Origin of the sequence: Hyphomonas sp., assembly GCF_018402285.1 — a bacterium.
Taxonomy (GTDB): domain Bacteria; phylum Pseudomonadota; class Alphaproteobacteria; order Caulobacterales; family Hyphomonadaceae; genus Hyphomonas.
Genome location: NZ_JAGYJH010000006.1, coordinates 312325 through 330027 on the forward strand (window position 1 = coordinate 312325; position 17703 = coordinate 330027).

General features: G+C 63.1%; 16 protein-coding genes. 14 read left to right on the forward strand and 2 right to left on the reverse strand.

Annotation, left to right across the window (positions count from 1 at the left end; genetic code table 11):
• Nucleotides 1-4 precede the first annotated feature (4 nt).
• Nucleotides 5-901 (reverse strand): HAD family acid phosphatase, encoded by an 897-nt coding sequence (locus KG722_RS13350; RefSeq protein ID WP_213272358.1) that lies wholly within the window; start codon nt 899-901, stop codon nt 5-7.
• Between the two features lie 168 nt (nt 902-1069).
• Between KG722_RS13350 and KG722_RS13355 the strand changes: the two genes are divergently transcribed.
• The 8 genes from KG722_RS13355 to KG722_RS13390 all read left to right on the forward strand — a co-directional run bounded on the left by KG722_RS13355 (nt 1070) and on the right by KG722_RS13390 (nt 8202).
• Entirely contained in the window at nt 1070-2047 is a 978-nt protein-coding gene (locus tag KG722_RS13355; protein ID WP_213272360.1) for a nitronate monooxygenase family protein, read from the forward strand.
• A gap of 149 nt (nt 2048-2196) precedes the next feature.
• Nucleotides 2197-3534: a DNA recombination protein RmuC gene (rmuC, locus tag KG722_RS13360; protein WP_213272362.1), complete on the forward strand. Its 1338-nt coding sequence runs from the start codon at nt 2197-2199 to the stop codon at nt 3532-3534.
• A gap of 42 nt (nt 3535-3576) precedes the next feature.
• On the forward strand, nt 3577-4107 hold the full coding sequence (gene def / locus KG722_RS13365; RefSeq protein ID WP_213272364.1) for a peptide deformylase: 531 nt from the start codon (nt 3577-3579) through the stop codon (nt 4105-4107).
• 182 nt (nt 4108-4289) lie between these two features.
• Nucleotides 4290-5231, forward strand: a complete 942-nt coding sequence (gene fmt, locus KG722_RS13370; protein WP_213272365.1) for a methionyl-tRNA formyltransferase — start codon at nt 4290-4292, stop codon at nt 5229-5231.
• A complete protein-coding gene (locus tag KG722_RS13375; RefSeq protein WP_213272367.1) occupies nt 5231-5719 on the forward strand; it encodes an N-acetyltransferase in 489 nt (162 codons plus the stop codon). The genes fmt and KG722_RS13375 overlap by 1 nt, the downstream gene beginning before the upstream one ends.
• 44 nt (nt 5720-5763) lie before the next feature.
• On the forward strand, nt 5764-6507 hold the full coding sequence (truA, locus tag KG722_RS13380; RefSeq protein ID WP_213272882.1) for a tRNA pseudouridine(38-40) synthase TruA: 744 nt from the start codon (nt 5764-5766) through the stop codon (nt 6505-6507).
• 73 nt (nt 6508-6580) lie between these two features.
• Nucleotides 6581-7816, forward strand: a complete 1236-nt coding sequence (locus KG722_RS13385) for an acyl-CoA dehydrogenase family protein (protein ID WP_213272369.1) — start codon at nt 6581-6583, stop codon at nt 7814-7816.
• A gap of 17 nt (nt 7817-7833) precedes the next feature.
• Nucleotides 7834-8202, forward strand: a complete 369-nt coding sequence (locus tag KG722_RS13390) for an EthD domain-containing protein (RefSeq protein WP_213272371.1) — start codon at nt 7834-7836, stop codon at nt 8200-8202.
• 3 nt (nt 8203-8205) lie between these two features.
• On the opposite strand, the gene KG722_RS13395 is transcribed toward KG722_RS13390, so the two are convergent.
• Nucleotides 8206-9408, reverse strand: a complete 1203-nt coding sequence (locus KG722_RS13395) for a methionine gamma-lyase (RefSeq protein ID WP_213272373.1) — start codon at nt 9406-9408, stop codon at nt 8206-8208.
• A gap of 110 nt (nt 9409-9518) precedes the next feature.
• Here KG722_RS13395 and KG722_RS13400 point away from each other — a divergent pair, with 110 nt between their 5' ends.
• From KG722_RS13400 to KG722_RS15515, 6 genes are all read left to right on the forward strand, one after another.
• A complete protein-coding gene (locus KG722_RS13400; RefSeq protein WP_213272375.1) occupies nt 9519-9989 on the forward strand; it encodes an Lrp/AsnC family transcriptional regulator in 471 nt (156 codons plus the stop codon).
• Nucleotides 9990-10024: 35 nt separating this feature from the next.
• Complete coding sequence (locus tag KG722_RS13405; protein WP_213272376.1) at nt 10025-12868, forward strand: [protein-PII] uridylyltransferase; 2844 nt, start codon at nt 10025-10027, stop codon at nt 12866-12868.
• 23 nt (nt 12869-12891) lie between these two features.
• On the forward strand, nt 12892-14448 hold the full coding sequence (gene murJ, locus KG722_RS13410) for a murein biosynthesis integral membrane protein MurJ (RefSeq protein ID WP_213272378.1): 1557 nt from the start codon (nt 12892-12894) through the stop codon (nt 14446-14448).
• A 25-nt stretch (nt 14449-14473) separates the two neighbouring features.
• A complete protein-coding gene (gene trpS, locus KG722_RS13415) occupies nt 14474-15508 on the forward strand; it encodes a tryptophan--tRNA ligase (protein WP_213272380.1) in 1035 nt (344 codons plus the stop codon).
• 375 nt (nt 15509-15883) lie between these two features.
• On the forward strand, nt 15884-16942 hold the full coding sequence (locus tag KG722_RS13420; protein WP_213272382.1) for a hypothetical protein: 1059 nt from the start codon (nt 15884-15886) through the stop codon (nt 16940-16942).
• Between the two features lie 80 nt (nt 16943-17022).
• Nucleotides 17023-17592 (forward strand): NifU N-terminal domain-containing protein, encoded by a 570-nt coding sequence (locus KG722_RS15515; protein WP_213272384.1) that lies wholly within the window; start codon nt 17023-17025, stop codon nt 17590-17592.
• Nucleotides 17593-17703: the final 111 nt, after the last annotated feature.

Sequence of the window (17703 nt, forward strand, 5' to 3'; positions counted from 1 at the left end):
AAATTCAGTCCTTTGTGCCGGGTTCCCAGAAGGTTTCAGGCGGGAAGATTTCATCCATGGTGCCGTCGATCGACGGTCCATAGAGCGGATTGGGCAGGAGGAACCAGCCTTTGCCCCACATGGCGTCAAAGGCTGGCGAAGCAGAGAGTTGTTTGCGATCTGCCGGGCGCAGGGATTTCTCATTGAAGATGTCTGCGATGTCGCCGAGCTGATCACCGGCGAGCGCGACGACACAATAGTTTTCCGAGATGGCAAGGCGGCGGCCATCCTTGGCGGAGCCGCCGGGCGTGTCGCCCTTGAGGAAGAGAGTAGATCCGTGCACGAAATCGCCGATACCGGCCATACGCAGGGTTGCGATATTGCCCTTGACGTTCACGGCTTCGCGATTGGTATTGACGATAATTTCGACGTCCGCCGCGCGGATGCGCTGAAGGGCATCGAGGACGCCGGGGATCGCGACGGCCTTGCCTGCGCCGGTGCGCTCCCAATCGGCCCAGATCTCGGGCGTGTATTCGAGGTCCATCCGCCGGAAGGCGCCGGTTGAGCCGGTATTCCAGATCAGCGTTTCGTCGGCGTCGAAAACGGCGGCGAGGGGTTTATCCCCGCAGGCGAGGAATTCAGGCGCCGCTGGCGTGGCGCCGGGGGCGAGGATCACGCTGGCATTCGGGCGGTTGGCCGCTGTGGCTTCAACATACGCCGCGATGTCGTTCCAGGTCTGCACCATGATGATGCGCGCTTCGGCCGAGCCGAGCAGCCACTGCTCGCCGGCTGAAGGGACGGGCGCCTGGCTGACGGGGGTATCCGGTTCCATCGCAACGCTTTCGGGCTGGGGGACGGGCGGCGGTGCGGTATGGCAGGCGGCAAGGATCGCAAGCGAGAGGAGAGGGAGGGCGGCTTTCATGAGGGCTCCGTCTGTCGGCTGGGTATTGGGGGTAGAACTGTTTCGCGGCCCTCGCAATGGTGGTGAGAAAGCTGACCTGGGTGCAACTTTCCCCAATGACAGTCTTGCGGCGGGCGGGTCCGGTGTTCAAGGATGGCGCCAGCGAACAAGCCTTCTGGAGGAGACTCAATGAAAACCCGCATTACAGAAATGCTCGGCATCAAGCACCCGATCGTACAGGGCGGCATGCACTTTGTCGGCTTTGCCGAAATGGCCGCGGCCGTTTCCAATGCGGGGGGCCTCGGCATCATCACCGCGCTGACCCAGCGCACGCCCGCTGATCTTGCCAACGAGATCGCGCGTTGCCGTGACATGACCGACAAGCCGATCGGCGTGAACCTGACCTTCCTGCCATCGGTGAACCAGCCCGATTATCCTGGCTATGTGAAAGCCATCATCGAAGGCGGCGTGAAAGTCGTCGAGACGGCCGGCAACAATCCGGTTCAGGTGCTGCCGGTCCTTAAGGACAACGGCATCAAGGTCGTCCACAAATGTACCGCTGTCCGCCACGCCCTGAAGGCGCAGAAGATCGGTTGTGACGCAGTGTCGGTCGATGGCTTCGAGTGCGGCGGCCATCCCGGCGAAGATGATGTGCCAAACTTCATCCTGCTGCCGCGCGCGATGGACGAGCTTGAAATTCCCTTCATTGCGTCGGGCGGCATGGCCGATGGCCGCTCGCTGGTGGCCGCCATGGCGCTGGGCGCCGAGGGCATGAACATGGGCACGCGCTTCATCGCGACGAAGGAAGCGCCGGTCCACGAGAATGTGAAACAGGCGCTCGTGGCCGCCTCCGAACTCGACACCCGCCTCGTCATGCGCCCGCTGCGCAATACCGAGCGTGTGCTGACCAACCCGGCAGTTGAGCGTCTCCTGCAGAAGGAAAAAGAGCTCGGCTCCAGCCTCAAGTTCGAGGACATCATCGAGGAAGTCGCCGGCGTCTATCCCAAGATCATGCTCGACGGGCAGATGGATGCGGGCGCCTGGTCGTGCGGAATGGTCGCCGGCCTCATCTATGACATCCCGACCTGCCAGGAGCTGATCGACCGGATCATGGCTGAGGCCGAAGAGATCATCACCAAGCGTCTTGCGGGCTTTGTGAAGGGCTGATGCAGCCTCTGTTTGTTCAGAGAGACTGTTAACCCTTGATTTCCGGACTGCGAAATTCGCCTGTGGGGCCAGTATCGCTCGCCCCACAGGTGTAGACAGCGCATGTTCGTTCCGATTATGTTCTTTGGGCGCCAGTTGAAGGACAGTCGATGCCGCCTATCGTCATTATCGGATCGCTCGAACTCGACCTGATCCATGTCGTCCTGCTGGCGCTGACGGCGGGGCTTGGCGTATACCTTTGGCAAGCCCGGCAGGGCGGGGCGCTGGAGCGCCAGAGACTGCTGGCCGAACGTGACGGGGCGCAGGGTGAAGTCGCCCGGCTGCGCCAGCGCGAACAGGCGCTCGACGCCGCGGCGCGGGACGCGCAGCTGAAACTTGCCGCCGCAGAGGCGCGCAGCGCCGAGGATGAGCGCAAATTTTCCGAGCTCGCCCAGGGCGTCCTGGCGCGGGCCAACACGATCTTCCTTGAGCGCGCTGAAGAGACCTTCAAACGCCACCGGGAAGGGGCCCAGGGCGAACTCAAGGAGCTGATGAAGCCCATCGGCGAGAATTTCGAGACGTTCCGCCAGAAGGTCGAAGCCCTGGAGAAGGTGCGGATCGAAGACAAGTCGCTCCTGTCTGAACAGGTGAAAGCCATCGGCGAAAGCCTGCATCGCAATACGGCCGAGACCGGCAAGCTGGTGAATGCGCTGACTGCGCCCAAGGGCGGTGGGCGCTGGGGCGAGATGACCCTTCGCAATGTCATGGAACAGGCGGGGCTTTCGGCCCATTGCGATTTCAGCGAGCAGGTGCACGACGACACTGAAGAAGGCCGCCAGCGCCCCGACGCGATCATCCGCCTGCCAGGCGACCGTCAGATTGTGATCGATTCCAAGGTGTCGCTCGCCTCCTACATGGCCGCAACCAATACAGATGACCCGGCCGAGCGGCAGGCGCATCTCAAACAGCACGCAAACAGTGTCCAGCGGCACGTGACAACGCTCGCCTCGAAGGACTATCAGTCAAATCTCGGCAACCGCTTTGACTACATCGCGATGTTCATTCCCGGCGAGAATTTCTTTGCCGCCGCGCTGGAGCAGGCGCCTGACCTGATCGAAAAGGCGATGAGCCGATCTGTCATCGTCACCACGCCAACCACGCTGATCGCGCTGGCGCGCACGGTCGCCCATCTCTGGCGCCAGCATGAGATGAACGAGAATGCCCAGGCCGCTTCAGAGCTTGGGGCAGAACTTTACACCCGTATGGGCGTGCTGCTCGGGCATACGGAAAAGCTTGGAAAGTCCATCAATTCTTCGGTGGACCATTATAACAGCCTGCTCGGTTCGCTCGACAAGCGGGTCATGCCAACCCTGCGCAAGTTTGAGGACATGCAGATTGCCCCGCCCGGTAAGGTGCCGCCTGAGGCCAAGCTGATAGAGGCGCGGGCAAATACGCCGGATACAGGCCAACTTCCGCTGGAGCCTGCCAAGAAGCTGCCCGCAGAGTGATCGCCCGTTGACGCTGGCAGATGGGCTGCATATCTGACACTCATGGCTATTCGCGAAATCCTCACCGTCCCAGATCCGCGCCTGAAACAGGTGTCCAAGCCCGTTGAGGGCGGGGTTACCGATGACATCCGCGCGCTCATGGATGACATGCTCGAGACGATGTACGACGCGCCGGGCATTGGCCTGGCTGCAATCCAGGTCGGCGTGCCGCTGCGCGTGATCGTCATGGACCTTGCGCGCGAGGGCGAAGAGCCCGCGCCGCGCTATTTCGTGAACCCGGAAATCCTCGAGACCATCGAGGAAACAAAGCCCTATGAAGAGGGCTGCCTTTCTGTTCCGGACATATTCGACCAGGTGGAACGCCCGGCCCGGTGCAGGATCCGTTATCTGAACTATGATGGCAAACAGGTCGATGAGTGGGCCGAAGACCTCTACGCGGTCTGCATCCAGCACGAGATGGACCATCTTGAAGGCACACTCTTCATTGATTACCTCTCCCGCCTGAAGCGGGACCGCGCCATCGACAAGGTAAAGAAAGCCCGCATCCGCGCCATTCGCGAAGACGCCAACTGATGCGCTTTTTCCGGGACATGCGGTTCCGGTGGCTGGTTGCAACGTTGATTGCTGCGACGATCGTATTCTGGCTCGGTTCCAATCAGGCCGTCGGGATCCCTGGATGGTCCTGGCTCGGACGCACTTGACCCGCGTGCCTCGATAGTGTCGCGGTGGGGCCTAACCCGAAGGAGCCAGCTCCCATGTCCCTCCGCATCGCTTTCATGGGAAGCCCCGGCATTGCGCTTGGCGTGCTCGACGCGCTGATCGCGGCCGGACACGACATCGCCTGCGTCTATTCCCAGCCGCCGCGCCCCTCGGGCAGGGGTCAGAAGCTGACGCCGACGCCGGTGCATGCCTTTGCAGAGGCGCGCGGCCTGGACGTGCGCACGCCAAAGTCCCTGAAGAAGGCTGAGGAGCAGGAAGCGTTTGCTGCGCTGAACCTCGATGCGGCCGTGGTCGTCGCCTATGGCCTGATCCTGCCGCAAGTGGTGCTGGACGCGCCGCGGCTTGGCTGCCTCAACATGCACGCCTCGATCCTGCCGCGCTGGCGGGGCGCTGCGCCGATCCAGCGCGCCATCATGGCGGGCGACACGGAAACCGGCGTTGACGCGATGATGATGGAAGCCGGGCTCGACACCGGCCCTGTCCTTGCTTCTGTCCGTACACCTATCACCCCGCAGGATACTGCCGGCACGCTGCATGACCGGCTCGCTGTCCTGGCTGCAGAGCTCGCGCCGCGTGCCCTGGCCGGCCTTGCCGAGGGCAGCGTGAAGCCGATCCCCCAGACAGAAGAGGGCATGACCTATGCCTTGAAGATCACCGCCGAAGACCAGCGCATCGACTGGACGAGACCGGCCGCCGAAGTGGACTGCCAGATACGCGGACTTTCGCCTTCGCCAGGAGCGTGGTGTGAGGCCGATCTGGGGCAGGGGCCTGTGCGGCTGAAGGTTCTGCTCAGTGAGCTGACGGACCTCTGGAACCTGGCTGCACCCGGAACACTCCTCGACGACCGCCTCTCTGTCGCCTGCGGCGATGGCCGCGCCGTGCGGCTCCTCAGGCTGCAAAAGCCGGGCGGAAAGCCGCTGGATGCAAGGGACTTTCTGGCTGGAAACAGTGTTGCGTCAGGGACGCTCTTCTGCTGATGGATATAGGGCTACGCCCTTTTCGTCCGGACTATCTGGACGCTATCGTGGAGGTCAACGAGGCTGGGTTCGGCCACGCGGATGAGGGCCGCATCACGCGCGCGCTGCATGCCGATGGAGACAGCATTCTCTCTCTCGTTGCGACTGGCAATATCGAGATTGTCGGGCATATCGAATTCTTCCGGATCAGGATCGATGGCGCGCCGGTGGGGGTGGGGCTTGGCCCGATGTGCGTGTTGCCAGAGCTGCAGCAGACGGGCGTGGGCGCGCGCCTCATCCGGCTCGGCTTGAAAGCCCTCGAAGGCGCGGGCGAAAGCCTCGTCTTCGTCCTGGGCCATAACACCTATTACCCCAAATTCGGCTTCAGCGAGGCTGCAGCCAAACCCTTCACCAGCCCCTGGTCCGGCCCACATTTCATGGCGCTCAGGCTGGCACCGGTCGGCCCGGAAACCGGCACGCTGACCTATCCCAAAGCCTTTGGTGGCTGAAAGCCCGGTTGACCCGGAAGCGCAGCTTTGGCACCGGGCTTGCCATGCCACGCTACAAACTCCTCATCGAATACAATGGCGGCCCCTACCAGGGCTGGATGCGCCTGCCGGGCCTGCAAACGGTGCAAGGGGCACTGGAGGCGGCGGCCGCGCGCCTTGATGGCGGCCCGGTTGAGGTGGTCGGCGCAGGCCGCACCGATGCCGGCGTGCACGCGACCGGCCAGATTGCGCATATGGATCTGCGGCAGGACCGGCCCAACAAGGTGGCCGATGCGATGAATTTCCATCTGCGACCCCATCCCATTGCCGTTCTGAAGGCCGAAAGGGTGGAGGAGGATTTCCATGCCCGCTTCTCGGCCACGGCCCGGCATTATCGCTATGTCGTGATCAACCGGCGTGCAGATCTGACAATCGACCGGGGCATCGCTTGGCGCGTACCGTCCAAATTGATCGCTGAAAAGATGCATGAGGCGGCACAATTGCTCGTTGGTACACATGATTTCACGACCTTCCGCGACACTGAGTGCCAGGCGCTTAGCCCGGTGAAAACGCTTAGCCGCTTTGACGTGGCGCGCTATGGAGACCGGATCGAGTTTACCTGTTCGGCGCCGAGCTTCATTCACCGCCAGGTCCGCTCGATCGTGGGAAGTCTTGTGGAGGTCGGCCGTGGCCGCCACCCCGTTAAGTGGGCACGCGAGATCCTTGAGGCTGCAGAGCGCGCGCGCTGCGGGCCTGTCGCGCCCAGCGATGGGCTCTTCCTGGAGCGCGTGGATTACGCGCCGGGCTGACGCGAAGGCAATCTGTGCAGGCCCGGATTTCGCGGTTAGCCTCTCCCCATAAAGATTGAGGAGGAGCGCCCCGATGGCGATTGATTTCACGATTCCCGAAGAGGCAAAGGAAGTGCGCGAGCGGGTGCGCCGCTGGGTGCAGGAGGAATGCATTCCGGCTGAGCGCGAGATGTCCGGCGGCCGCGCCTACAAGGACGTGCTGGCCGACCTGCGCAAGAAAGCCCGCGCGCAAGGGCTCTGGCTTCCCTTCATCCCGAAGGAACAGGGAGGCATGGGGCTTGGCCCGCTGGCCAATGCGCTGGTGCAGATGGAACTCGGCCAGAGCCATCTGGGCGCCCTGTCGATGAATTCTCAGGGGCCGGACGATGCAACCATGCTGACCCTGCTGGCCCACGGTACCGATTTCCAGAAAGAGAAATATCTCAAGCCCATCCTCGAAGGCCAGAAACGTGTCTGTTACTCGATGACCGAGAAGGCCGCCGGGGCTGACGCCACCGGCATGCAGACAACCGCCGTAAAGGACGGGAAGGGCAATTATGTCCTGAATGGAGAGAAGTGGTTTTCCAGCGCTGCAACGGCAGCAGACATTGCCGTCGTGATGGCCAAGACCAATCCCGACGCTCCGCGTCACCAGCAATTCTCCACCTTCATCGTGGAACTGCCCAATCCCGGCTACAAGATCCTCCGCGACATCCCGACCATGGCGGTCCACGGCCCCCACTATGCCGAAATGGGCGGCGGGCATGCCGAGGTGAAGATCGACAATCTCGTCGTTTCCGAAGCAAACCTGCTGGGCGGCGAAGGAATGGGCTTTGCCATGGGCCAGCACCGTCTTGCCTATGGCCGCCTTCGCCACGGGATGCACAATGTGGCCATGGCCCAGCGCGCACTTGATCTGGCTACGGAGCAGGTAACCAGCCGCTCGACCTTCGGAAAGGGTCTGGAAGACCGTCAGGGCGTCCAGTTCATGCTCGCCGAATGCGCCAGCCAGCTTTACATCGCACGGCTCATGCTGATGCACATCGCCTACAAGGCCGAAAACGGCATGGACATCCGCCAGGAAAACGGCATGGCCAAAGTGTTCCTCGCAAATATGGTCCACAAGGTGGTCGATACCGCGATCCAGCTGCACGGCGCGCTCGGCTATTCGCTCGATACGCCGCTGGCCGCCTGGTACACGCATATACGCTCGCAGCGTCTCGTCGACGGGCCCGATGAAGTGCACAAGTGGATCACCGGCAAGAATGTCATCCGCGCCTACAAGAAGGATGGCACCACGGCTGCGGCCGCTGGCGGCGACCTGCTCTGAGCCAGGGAGGGCGCGCGATGATCAAGCTCACCTTCTGCCTGCGGCGCCTGCCGCATCTCAGCCGGGAGGAGTTTCAGCGCTATTGGCTGGGCACCCATGCCCCGCTGGTAGCCGCCAGGGCCAAGACGCTCGGCATTCTCAAATACGAGCAGATCCATGCCGGGTTTGACGAGATGAGCGCGGCCGCCCGCGCCTCGCGTGACGCCTCAGAGCCCTATGACGGGATCGCGGAGCTCTGGTTTGAAAGCGAGGAGGCGATGCGTGCCAACGCTCAGAAGCCCGGCGTGGCAGAGGCCGCGCGGGAGCTGCTGGAGGACGAACGCAAATTTATTGATCTTGCCAACTCGCCCCTCTGGTATAACCGCGTCCACACGATTGTGGGGTGACCCTCACCCCTCATTCGTGCCCAGAGCATCGGCGAGGTCGGCGAGAATGTCCTCGGCGTCTTCCAGGCCAACGGAGAGGCGCACGAGGCCGTCGCTGATGCCATGTTCGATACGCTCTTCGCGGCTGTAGGTCGAGTGCGTCATGCTCGCGGGATGCTGGACGAGGGTTTCAGCGTCCCCCAGGCTGACGGCGCGGCGGATCATCCGCAGGCGGTTCATCATGGCGATGCCCGCTTTATAGCCGCCTTTCAGCTCCAGCGCGATCATGCCGCCAAAGCCCGGCATCTGGCGCTTGGCGAGGTCATGCTGCGGATGGCTTTCCAGGCCCGGATAATAGACCGTCTCGACGCCGGGCTGGGCTTCCAGCCACTGCGCGATCCTGAGTCCGCTTTCGCAATGGCGCGCCATGCGCAGCTGCAGGGTCTTCAGGCCGCGCATCACCAGCATCGCATTGAAGGGCGACATGACCGATCCGGTCATGTCCTTCACACCCACCATGCGCACTTCCTTGATGGCCTCGGCGCGGCCAAGCACGATGCCCGCCACAAGGTCGCCATGACCGCCGAGATATTTCGTGGCTGAATGGACGACGAAGTCAGCGCCAAGTTCAATCGGCCGGGTGAGCAGGGGGGTGGCATAGGTGTTGTCTACGGCAACCAGCGCGCCGGCCTGATGGGCAATGCGCGCGGCGGCGCGAATGTCCACCAGGCGCATGTTGGGATTGGCCGGCGTCTCGAAATAGACAAGGCGTGTCTTCTCGCTGATCGCGGCAGCGAGGTTTTCCGGTTCGCGCAAGTCTACATGGGTGATCTTGATGCCGAAGCGGGAAAGCCCGTCGCGCATGAAGGCAAAGGTGCAGCCATAGAGCGTCTTGTCGGTGATGATCTCGTCGCCCGGCTTCAGCAGGGTCCACATCAGGGATGAGATCGCCCCCATGCCGGAAGCGGTGGCGAGACCGGCTTCGGCGCCCTCCAGGTTGGCAATCCGCGCTTCCAGCAGGGCCACGGTGGGGTTGGAGATGCGCGAATAGATGTGGCCTTCGGCTTCCCCGGCAAACAGGGCGCCGCCCGTTTCAGCGTCAGGGAAGGCGAAAGTGGAGGTAAGGTGCAGGGGCGGGGTCAGCGCGAAGTCGTTCTTTGCCGGGTCGTATCCGTGATGGATCGCGCGGGTCGCCGGGCCGAGCGGGCGGGAAGCGTCATAAGCCATGGCCAGTTCTCCTGAGTTTCTGGTATCGTAACAGAAAACCAGCGGCCATACTTGCCATAGATGCCCATGTTATGCTCATATTTTGGCATAATATGCCAATGAGGTGCCTCATGGACGCCATAGATGCCAAAATCGTGCGCGCGTTGCAGCGGGATGGGCGGCTGACCAATCTGGAACTGGCCGAGGAGGTGGGCCTCTCGCCCTCGCCCTGCCTGCGGCGGGTGAAGAATCTCGAAGCAGCCGGCATAATTCAGGGATATTCTGCGCTGGTGGATCAGAAGGCCTGCGGCTTTCCCATCACCTGCCTTGTTCGTATCCGCCTCGCCAATCACGCGCAGGACACGGTCCGCGCCTTCGAGCAGAAGATTGCTGAAACCGACGCCGTGCTGGACTGCTACCTGATGACCGGCGGGGCCGACTATGAGCTGCGCGTCGTCGCCCGTAGCCTGGACGATTATGAACAGCTTGTGCGCCAGACCATCCAGACGCTGCCCGGCATTGCCTCAATTGAAACCAGTTTTGCGTATGGCGTGGTCAAGAAGTCGCGAATTCTTCCGGTCATTGCCGAAAAGGGTGCATAGCGGCCCGCCACGAAAACCTGCTAAGTAACCCCTTGATGACGCCTCCGACAAAATCCCCCCCGACGCTCCTGTCTGCTGGCCGCACGCCAGCTTCCCGCCGGCCCGGCAAATGGCGCATTGCCGACATCATCGATGGCCGCGCCCTGCGGGTGAAGCTGACGGCCGCGGCGCTGGACAATCTCGGCCATGATGCGGCGGCGCGGAAATCGGCGCTCAACCTGCTGCACGGGGCCATGTTCCGCGGCCGCCTGATTGCGCAGGAGCGTTTGCAACAGGGGGCCGATGGTCTCGACACCGCCCGCCTTCTCGCGGCGGTTCAGGACGAGGTGATCCACGCGCTTTACGATTTCACGGTGACGCACGTTCACCGTGCGTCCAACCCCACTGAAGCCGAGCGCCTCGCAATCCTGGCCACCGGCGGCTATGGCCGCAGCGTCATGGCGCCGTCCTCGGATACCGATCTTCTGTTCCTGCGCGCCTACAAGGCAAGCCCGCATACCGAGAGCGTGATCGAATACATGCTCTATGCCCTCTGGGACATGGGACTGAAAGTCGGAAATGCGTTCCGTACACCCATCGATTGCGTGAAGCTGGCCGCTGATGACGTCACCATCAAGACCAGCCTCCTGGACGCGCGCTTCATCTGCGGCGACGAACTGCTCGCCAATGACATGATGGCGCTGTTCCGGAAGGATGCCATCAAGGGCAAGGATGCCCAGTTCATTGCCGACAAGCTGGCCGAGCGCGATGCCCGCCACACAAGGATGGGTGATGCGCGCTATGTCGTCGAGCCTAATGTGAAGGACGGCAAGGGCGGCCTGCGCGACCTGCAGACACTCTACTGGATCGTCAAGCACATGTATGGCGGGCGCACGCTGGAAGATGTGATGCGCACCGGACCGTTCACGGACCATGAGTATGCGATCTTCATCCGCGCCGCTCGTTTCCTCTGGACGGTGCGCTGCCATATGCACTTTGTGACCGGCCGCGCCGAAGACAGGCTCAGCTTTGACCTGCAGCCCGAGATTGCGTCCCGCATGGGCTATCGCGACCGGGAAGGGCAGCAGGGGGTGGAGCGCTTCATGAAGCGCTACTTCCTTGTGGCCAAGGATGTTGGCGGCCTGACGCGCATCCTGGCGGCCAAGCTGGAAGCCGATCACAAGAAGAAACCCGAAGGCCTGCGCCGTTTCCTGCCCTCGCGCCCGCCCCAGCCGCTCGCCGAAGCGGGCTTCCTGATCGAGACCGGCCGGATCAACATCACCGAAGACAAGGTGATGTCGGAAGATCCCCTGAACATGCTGCGCCTGTTCACGATTGCCCGGCGCGAGCAGAAGGATATCCATCCCGGCGCCCTGACGGCACTAACCCGGAATCTCCGGGGGCTGAGCGAGGCTGTGCGGGAAACAGAAGGCGCGCGCGCCCTGATTCTCGACGCGATCCTCGGCGGGAAGGAACCGGGCCCGATCCTGCGCCGTATGAACGAAGCCGGGGTTCTGGGCCGTGCGATTCCCGAATTCGGCTCAATCGTCGCACAGACGCAGTTCAACATGTATCATCACTATACGGTCGATGAGCATACCCTGCGCGCTGTCGAAACGATTGCCGATCTCGAATATGGCCGGGGCAATACGGCGCCGCTCGCAACCGAGCTGTTTGGGCAGATCGAAAACCGCCGCGCGCTCTATCTGGCCATGCTTCTGCATGACACCGGCAAGGGGAAGGGCGACCAGCAGGAAGCAGGCATGCGCACATCGCGCCGCGCCTGTGAGCGCCTCGGCATCCCGGACGAGGAGACCGATCTCGTCGTCTGGCTTGTCGGCCACCATCTGGAAATGAGCGAAACTGCTCAGAAACGCGATATTGCCGACCCGCGTACCGTGGCGACTTTTGCCCGCCTTGTCGGTTCTCTGGAGCGGCTGCGCCTCCTTTACATTCTCACCGTGGCCGACATCAAAGCGGTCGGTCCGGCCGTCTGGAACGCGTGGAAAGGCCAGCTGCTGGCCGACCTTTACCACAACACAGCCGCCGCTCTTCGCGGGGGGCGTACGGATGAGGCCGCTGTTCTCTCCGAGCTGGAGCGCCGGGCCGAAATGCGCCGCGAAGCCCTGGTGGAACGCATCGGCGCCGTGCCGTCACTCCTGCTCGAGCTGGAAACCGCCTACTGGACGGGCTTTGATCCTGATGACATCGCCTGGCATGCGGCCGCGCTCGCCACGGGCGGCGATGTCGTCACCTCCCGCATGGCGCCGGAAGGCGGGGCCGTCGCCCTGCTCGTCTCGGGGAAGGACCGCACCGGCCTCTTCGCAGACCTTGCCGGGACGCTCGCGCGTATGGGCGCCAACATTGTCGCCGCGCAGGTCTTCACCTCCAAGGGCGGGCGCATCGTTGACGTCTTCATGCTGCACGATGCCCGCGGCCTGCCCTATGGCGAGGGCGACGGGCCGCGCCTTGCCAAGCTTGAACAGGCGATCCTCGGCGCGCTCGGCGGCAAGGTGCCGGGCGGGGCCGTCAAGTCCCGCTCCGGGCGGCGCGAGGCAGCCTTCCTCGTCCAGCCTTCGGTCCAGATCCATGACGAAGTCTCGCTCGACTACATGGTGATTGATGTGGCCGCCCGCGACCGGCCGGGCCTCCTGCATGAGGTCGCCGAAGTGCTCGCCGACATGAAGCTTTCGATCCATTCGGCGCATGTGGGCTCCTACGGGGAGCGCGTGTTCGATGCGTTCTATGTAAAATCCGACAGCGGCGCCGCGACACTCTCGAAAGCCCGCAAAGAAGCACTCCGCGAACGTCTTCTCGCCGTACTTTCCCGCGAAGAACCCGAAGGCCCGCACACCCCGGCCCGCAAGCTCAAACGCTCGCGCGCCGTGGACAGCTTCTGAGAATTGGTTCAACCGGGGAAACCATGAGCCTCGCCCGAAACACTGCCGTTCAGGCCTCGCTGACCCTGGCGAGCCGCATCCTCGGCCTCGCGCGGGATGTGATCCTCGTCGCGAAGATTGGCGCAGGCCCCGTGGGCGATGCCTGGGCAACCGCCCAGCAGTTCCCGAACCTCTTCCGGCGCGTCTTTGCCGAAGGCGCCTTCGCCTCTGCCTTCGTGCCATCTTATGCGCGCACGCTGGAAGCCGAAGGGCCAGAGGCTGCCCGGCAGGTGGCAGAGGACGCCTTGCGTGTCCTTTTCGCGATGACGGCGGCGTTGACCATCCTCGCCCAGATTTTCATGCCCTGGGTCCTGCTCCTCATCCATGGCGGGCAGGCGGACGATCCGGAACACTATGATCTCGCGGTCCTGCTCACGCGGATCACGATGCCCTACCTTACCTTCATGGCGATCGGCGCCTTGCTCTCAGGCGTGCTGAACTCTGCCGAGCGGTTCATTCTTTCGGCTGGCGCGCCAACGGTTCTCAATCTCTGCCTCATACCGGCAGGCCTTCTGGGCACTACGCCGGTCATTACGACCCAGTATGCGGCGGTTGCCTTTCTCATTGCGGGCTTCCTTCAGGCAGGCCTCCTCTGGTGGGGCGTGGCCCGCCAGAAAGTCCGGCTGAGCCTGATCGGCTGGCCGCGTCTGACACCTGCAGTGAAGAAAATGCTGCTGCTGGCCGTGCCAGGCACGATTGCCGCCTCGGGCACCCAGATCAACATCATCGTCAGCCAGTCGCTCGCGAGTTTCGAGGTCAGCGCCAAGAGCTGGCTTTATGCGGCAGACCGTCTCTATCAACTTCCCCTGGGCCTTGTCGGTGTCGCGGTGGGCGTTGCCATCCTCCCCCGCCTCAGCCGCGCAGCGCGGGCAGGGGATGGGGACGCGGGAAGCCGCACCATGGATGAAGGCCTTGGCCTGGCAATGGCGCTGACGCTCCCGGCCGCTGCCTCGCTGATGATGGCGCCGGTCTTCCTGATCGACGCCTTCTTTGCGCGCGGCGCGTTCACGGAGGCAGACGCCGTCGCGGCCGGCGCGGCCCTCTTCCACTTTGCCTGGGGCGTGCCCGCCTTTGTGCTGATCAAGGTGCTCGCCCCGCCCTTCTTTGCAAGGGAAGATACCAAGACCCCGATGCGCTTTGCCCTTGTCTCGGTGGCCATCAACACGGTTCTGGGGGCAGGGCTTTTCTTCTGGCTGAAGCAATCAGGACAGATGGGCTTTACCGGCCTCGCCATCGCCACCAGCGCAGCCTCCTGGGTCAATGCCCTCCTGCTGGCGGCGACCCTTGCCCGTCGCGGCTGGTACAGGCCCGGCGCCCGCGCCGTTTCCGGCATCGTGCGGGCCTTTCTGGCCACGCTTATCCTGTCTGCGGCCATCTGGGCCATGCTCTGGCAACTGCCCGCCATCCAGGGCGCGCTCGGGGGCTCCAAGGAGCTTGCCGCCGCAATCATCGTGCTTGCCGGGGGCTTCATTTACACCTTCGCCGCCTTCCTGACCGGCGCCGTCCGTCTTAGCGACATCCGGCAGGCTTTGCGCCGCTGATCAAACGCGCTAAAGGCGCCGGATCATGACCGACCAGACCCAAGCCTATACCGGCCCGAAACGCGTATTCTCCGGCGTCCAGCCAACCGGCAACCTCCACCTCGGGAACTATCTCGGGGCGCTCAAGAAGTTTGCCGACCTTCAGCGCGAGGGCCATGACTGCATCTTCAGCGTCGTGGACCTGCACGCGATCACCATGCCTCTGGAGAAGGGGGCCCTGATCTCGCATACCCGCCAGATCGCGGCCGCCTTCATTGCCGCCGGGGTTGATCCGTCCAAGTCGATCATCTTCCCGCAGTCTTCGGTGCTCGCGCATGTGGAACTCGCCTGGATCTTCAACTGCACCGCCCGCATGGGCTGGGTCGAGCGGATGACCCAGTTCAAGGACAAGGCCGGTAAGGATGCCGAGCGCGCCTCTGTGGGCCTGTTCACCTATCCGGTGCTCCAGGCCGCAGACATTCTCGCCTACAAGGCAACCCATGTCCCCGTCGGCGAGGACCAGAAACAGCATCTGGAGCTCAGCCGCGACATCGCCGAGCGCTTCAACCGCGACTACGATGTGCCAGGCTTCTTCCCGCAACCTGAGCCGATGATCAAAGGCCCCGGCGCGCGGATCATGAGCCTCAAGGACGGCACGAAGAAGATGTCGAAGTCTGACCCTTCTGACCTCTCCCGCATCAATCTCGTGGACGATGCCGACACGATCTCAAAGAAGATCAAGAAGGCGACAACCGATGCCGGCGTCATTCCGGGTACGGTCAAAGAACTTGAGGGCCGTCCAGAAGTCGAAAACCTCGTCGGCATCTACGCCGCCCTGTCCGGCCGCACGGCAGAAGGGGTCCTCGCCGAGTTTGAAGGCAAGGGCTTTGGCGTGTTCAAGCCGGCGCTGGCCGATGTGACAGTGGCGCATCTGGCGCCGATCACCGCAAGGTTCCGCGAGATTCTCGACGACGAGGCCGGGCTTGACCGCGTGCTCGCCGATGGCGCGGCCCGGGCGAGTGCTCTGGCCGCCCCGATCATGGAGGATGTGCGCCGGATCGTTGGTTTCTGGCGCGCCTGACGCGCCCCCGGCCACTTTGGACACTTCAAAAGCAGGCGCGCCTTAAAAGCGCCGCACGCGCCCTGCATCTCTTTCAGCTGTGCGGGGAATCAACCCATCCTCGTAAGGAGAGTTCTTTTCGCGGGGATGGCGAATGGGGATCAAGGGGCTGCCTCAGAGGCGAGTTGGCTGGCGGGCCGGGACACCTTCTGCTGCTGGAATTGCGACAGAAAGCGGTAAATTGGTGCTTGAATTAACCACATCGCCTTGCTTGCTGAAATTTCATGCGCAACTGGCCTGTTAATAACGGTTTAACAGCTTCATAAACGGCACAGGATGAACAAATCCACAGCACCCCAGAAGAAGCGGCGTAAAAGCATGGCAGCAGCGGCGGCAGTGAAACTCCCTCGGGCCTATGAAGAGCGCGAGCACGCTCCCGCCCCGGCGGACGACCCGACACATTTCATCTCGCTCGACTATGCCGAGCCCAGCCCGATCATGATCGGCTTTCAGAAGGGCTGGCGCACGGTGAAACGTACGCTGAAGATCGGTCTCGTGGCCGCCGCGGTTGGCGCCTATCCGGCTGCGGTTGTTCTCTCCAGCTACGTTGACGACAAGCCCATCGGCATTCCCGCCGAGCAGAGCTGGGCTGTGCCGGGCATTGCCGTGGCCATTCACAAGATCGCGCGCGAGCTCGAAGGCGCCGGCTGGGCGGCCAATCGCCCGACCTGGCATCCCCAGGCACGCCTGACCGCGCTGCCCGCCTGGCAGTCGGGCACGGCAGACGCCTTGTCCCAGCATGTCCAGCTGATCTCCGAACTGGCGCCTTATGAAGGCGCCCCTGACAGCGATCTGGCCGCTGCCTCCCGTCTGCTCTCGGAAGTCCCCGGCGAGCCGATGCGCCCCCGCCTCACGGCGGCAGCCGAAGCGCTCAACCGCTTTGACACACGCGCCTCGCGCGGCCTGGCCATGCGGCCGATGCCCGAAGAGATCATGACGCGGGAACTCGCCCTCTTCGCAGGTTGGGCGAGCGAAGATCGCGCCGCCCTCTCTGACCGCATCAATGCCCGTCAGGAAGGCGGCTGGCCTGCCAGCAAGGAAGACATCGCCGCTTTCTACCGCGCCAAGGCTCACGCCCATGTCGCCCATGAGATGTTCGCCGCCAATGTCGACAAGGCATTCACGCTTTCGGATACGGCTGTTCTGGTGGCGGCCGACCGGGTCGAGGCCGCCTGGGAGCGTGCCGCCGAAATGAAGCCGATCTTCGTTTCCAACCAGTCGGACTCCGCTGTCCTAACGCCCAACCACCTTGCCAGCATGGCCTACTTCCTTCTCGAAGCCGAAGAAGCCTCCCGCCACCTCATCAAGCTGATGGAACCGGCAGCGGAAGATGAGGTAATTGAAGAGACTTCGGTTGCCCAGACCGACGCCGATGCCGAGATCGCGCTGCCCTGATCTGTCGCCAATGCCCCGCGCTCCCTTGATCTGAAGGGAAGGGCGGGCCATGTCTGGGTCGAGACAGGGAAGGCCCCGACATGTTTATCCAGACCGAAGCAACGCCAAACCCCGACACGATCAAATTCCTTCCGGGACAGCCGGTTGCCGGAGATCGGGGCCCGTTCGACTTTCCCGATGCCGCCAGCGCCCGCACCAGCCTGCTGGCCCGCGCCCTGTTTCAGGTCGAAGGCGTCGAGCGTGTCTTTCTGGGAAGCGATTTTGTCAGCATAAACAAGGTGCAGGACAAAGACTGGCGGCATGTCAAGCCGATGGTGCTGGCCGCCATCATGGATCACTTCATGTCCGGCCTTCCGGTCGTGGAAGAGGGAACACCAAGTCTCTCAGATGAAACCGAATATGAAGGCGAGACGGCTGAAATCGTCAACGAGATCAAGGAATTGATCGAAACCCGCGTGCGCCCGGCCGTGGCTCAGGATGGCGGTGACATCACCTTCCAGCGGTTTGACCCGGAAACCGGCATCGTTCATCTCTCGATGCGGGGCGCCTGCGCCGGTTGCCCGTCCTCGACCATGACCCTGAAACAGGGCATCGAGAACATGCTGCGCACCTATGTGCCCGAGGTGACCGCCGTGGAGGCAGCGCTTTAAAAAGCCGCCAGAAAAACTCCAACGGTTACTCCAACAAGCGGCCAGAAAAACTCCAACGAGTTTCCAGCCAGAAAATCCGGCCCAGATCCTGCCGCCACCGCCGGGTCTTTG